At 57.2% G+C, this 4,114-nt stretch carries 2 rRNA genes; both read left to right on the plus strand.

What is annotated here, in order from left to right:
• Positions 1 to 1,330, plus strand: a 16S ribosomal RNA gene (locus tag KKG35_17340); the annotation flags it as partial.
• A gap of 223 nt (positions 1,331 to 1,553) precedes the next feature.
• Positions 1,554 to 4,114: ribosomal RNA gene (locus KKG35_17345) — 23S ribosomal RNA — on the plus strand; the annotation flags it as partial.

A 4,114-nucleotide genomic window follows, 5' to 3' on the forward strand; every position in this document is an offset into this window, starting at 1 on the left:
CGGATTGAGGAAATGGTCCGCTGCTCCGGGATGGTCTCGCGGCCTATCAGCTTGTTGGTGAGGTAACGGCTCACCAAGGCGACGACGGGTAGCTGGTCTGAGAGGACGATCAGCCACACTGGGACTGAGACACGGCCCAGACTCCTACGGGAGGCAGCAGCAGGGAATATTGCACAATGGGCGAAAGCCTGATGCAGCGACGCCGCGTGAGGGATGAAGGCCTTCGGGTTGTAAACCTCTTTCAGGAGGGAAGAAGCGAAAGTGACGGTACCTCCAGAAGAAGACCCGGCCAACTACGTGCCAGCAGCCGCGGTAATACGTAGGGGTCAAGCGTTGTCCGGATTTATTGGGCGTAAAGAGCTCGTAGGCGGCTCAGTAAGTCGGTCGTGAAAATCCGGGGCTCAACCCCGGGACGCCGATCGAAACTGCTGTGGCTAGGGTTCGGTAGAGGAGAGTGGAATTCCCGGTGTAGCGGTGAAATGCGCAGATATCGGGAGGAACACCAGTAGCGAAGGCGGCTCTCTGGGCCGATACCGACGCTGAGGAGCGAAAGCTAGGGGAGCAAACAGGATTAGATACCCTGGTAGTCCTAGCTGTAAACGTTGGGCACTAGGTGTGGCGGACTCATTGACGTCTGCCGTGCCGCAGCTAACGCATTAAGTGCCCCGCCTGGGGAGTACGGTCGCAAGGCTAAAACTCAAAGGAATTGACGGGGGCCCGCACAAGCGGCGGAGCATGCGGCTTAATTCGATGCAACCCGAAGAACCTTACCTAGGCTTGACATCACGGGAAAAGCTGTAGAAATACAGTGTGCGTAAGCGTCCGTGACAGGTGGTGCATGGCCGTCGTCAGCTCGTGTCGTGAGATGTTGGGTTAAGTCCCGCAACGAGCGCAACCCTTGTCCTATGTTGCCAGCGGATAATGCCGGGGACTCATAGGAGACTGCCGGGGACAACTCGGAGGAAGGCGGGGACGACGTCAGGTCATCATGCCCCTTATGCCTAGGGCTGCACGCATGCTACAATGGCAGGTACAATGGGCTGCGATCCCGCGAGGGTGAGCCAATCCCCTAAAGCCTGTCTCAGTTCGGATTGGAGTCTGCAACTCGACTCCATGAAGCCGGAGTCGCTAGTAATCGTGGATCAGCAATGCCACGGTGAATACGTTCTCGGGCCTTGTACACACCGCCCGTCACATCACGAAAGTCGGCAACACCCGAAGTCAGTGGCCTAACCCTTTTGGGAGGGAGCTGCCGAAGGTGGGGTCGGCGATTGGGATGAAGTCGTAACAAGGTAGCCGTACGGGAACGTGCGGCTGGATCACCTCCTTTCTAAGGAGCAACACGAGGCCGTCAGGTCTCTAGCTTCCTAGTCAATGGACTGGCTACTCATGCCGGCAAGGCGCCAAAGGCGTCAGTGGCCTCGAGCCACGGCCGGCGGATCCTCCGGCGTGGGCACACTGTTCAGTCGTGAGGGAGTCGGGACTCGTCCCGGATTCCTCTCCGGCACCTTGAGAACTGCATAGCGAGCACAATCGTCTTTGTATTCATTATGATCCAAGCTACTAAGGGTCTACGGTGGATGCCTTGGCGTCAGGAGCCTATGAAGGACGTGGCAGGCTGCGATAAGCCTCGGTGAGCTGCCAAGCAAGCGCTGACCCGGGGATGTCCGAATGGGGAAACCCGGCTGGGGTAATGCCCAGTCACTTCGGTCTGAACACATAGGGCCGATAGAGGTAACCGGGGGAATTGAAACATCTCAGTACCCCGAGGAATAGAAAGCAACAGCGACTCCCTGAGTAGCGGCGAGCGAAACGGGAAGAGCCTAAACCGATGTGGTGTGATAGCCCGGTGGCGTTGCCACATCGGGGTCGTGGGACCCACTTGACGGGACACCGGAACCGTCAGGGAGTTACAAAATCAGGTGCTAGCTGAACCTATCTGGAACGGTAGGCCATAGAAGGTAACAGCCCTGTAAGCGAAAGCGCACTGAATCTCCCAGTGGTGTTCCCAAGTAGCACGGGGCACGTGAAATCCCGTGTGAATCTGCGAGGACCACCTCGCAAGGCTAAGTACTACCTGGCGACCGATAGCGAACTAGTACCGTGAGGGAAAGGTGAAAAGCACCCCGGTGAGGGGAGTGAAATAGAACCTGAAACCGTAGACCTACAAGCAGTCGGAGGATCTCTTCGGAGATCTGACGGCCTGCCTTTTGAAGAATGAGCCGGCGAGTTAGTGGTACGTGGCAAGGTTAAGGCGTAAGCCGGAGCCGCAGCGAAAGCGAGTCTGAACAGGGCGTTCAGTCGCGTGCCCTAGACCCGAAGCCGAGTGATCTATCCATGGGCAGGGTGAATCGGGGGTAAGACCTCGTGGAGGCCCGAACCCACCAAGGTTGAAAACTTGGGGGATGACCTGTGGATAGGGGTGAAAGGCCAATCAAACTCGGCGATAGCTGGTTCTCCCCGAAATAGCTTTAGGGCTAGCGTTGTATGTTCCACTATGGGGGTAGAGCACTGATTGGGCTAGGGGGCCAACAAGCTTACCAACCCCAGTCAAACTCCGAATCTCATAGTGCTAAGTACGGCAGTCAGACCGTGGGGGATGAGCTTCACTGGTCGAAAGGGAAACAGCCCAGACCGCCAGCTAAGGTCCCAAAATCTGGACTAAGTGGGGAACGATGTGGAGTCGCACAAACAGCCAGGAGGTTGGCTTAGAAGCAGCCACCCTTTAAAGAGTGCGTAACAGCTCACTGGTCGAGTGACTCTGCGCGGAAAATGTAACGGGGCTCAAGTCCAGTACCGAAGCTGCGGAATCACAGCATTAACCCGATCTGGGGTCTTCGGATCTCAGATCCAGGCGCTGTGTTTGGTAGGGGAGCGTCGTACGGCCCACGAAGCGGCGGCGGAAGCCAGCCGTGGAGGCCGTACGAGCGAGAATGCCGGCATGAGTAGCGAGAGGGGAGTGAGAATCTCCCCCGCCGAAAGTCCAAGGGTTCCTGGGGAAGGCTCGTCCGCCCAGGGTTAGTCGGGACCTAAGGCGAGGCCGCAAGGCGTAGTCGATGGACAACTGGTTGATATTCCAGTACCACCATGTGCGCGTCCAGACCGAACCCGGTTTGCTAAGGAAAGCCCTTCGGGGCCTACCGACCCAACTGGTAGTAGGTGAGCAATGGAGTGACGCGGAAGGGTAAGCAGACCCAGGCGTTGGTTGACCTGGGGCAAGCGTGTAGGGCGAGGTCTAGGCAAATCCGGACCTCACGAAGCCTGAGGCGTGACGCCGATCCGCTTTAAGGAGAAGCTGCTGAACGCCCATGCCGCCGAGAAACAACTTCTAGCGAGTTCACATGGTGCCCGTACCCCAAACCGACACAGGTGGACAGGTAGAGAATACTAAGGCGATCGAGAGAACCGTGGTTAAGGAACTCGGCAAAATGGCCCCGTAACTTAGGGAGAAGGGGCGCCCCGTTAAGGTGAGAGAGATTCTCTCTCTCGAGCCTGAGGGGGCCGCAGTGACTCGGCCCAAGCGACTGTTTACTAAAAACACAGGAGCGTGCTAAGTCGCAAGACGACGTATACGCTCTGACGCCTGCCCGGTGCCGGAAGGTTAAGGGGAGAGGTTAGCTGCTTGCAGCGAAGCTTTGAACCTAAGCCCCGGTAAACGGCGGCGGTAACTATAACCGTCCTAAGGTAGCGAAATTCCTTGTCGGGTAAGTTCCGACCTGCACGAATGGCGTAACGACTTGGGCGCTGTCTCAACCACGGACTCGGCGAAATTGCAGTGTGAGTAAAGATGCTCACTACCTGCGACAGGACGGAAAGACCCCGGGACCTTTACTGCAGCTTGGCATTGGAGTTTGGCATCTCATGTGTAGGATAGGTGGGAGACTTGGAAGCAGCGGCGCTAGCCGTTGTGGAGTCAACCTTGAAATACCACCCTTGATATGTTGAGCTTCTAACCTCGGTCCGTTATCCGGATCAGGAACAGTGCCTGGCGGGCAGTTTCACTGGGGTGGTGGCCTCCCAAAATGTAACGGAGGCGCCCAAAGGTTCCCTCAGTCTGGTCGGCAATCAGACGTTGAGTGCAAGGGCAAAAGGGAGCTTGACTGCGAGACTTACA

This window comes from Pseudomonadota bacterium, from assembly GCA_018823285.1.
Lineage (GTDB): Bacteria > Desulfobacterota > Desulfobulbia > Desulfobulbales > JAGXFP01 > JAHJIQ01.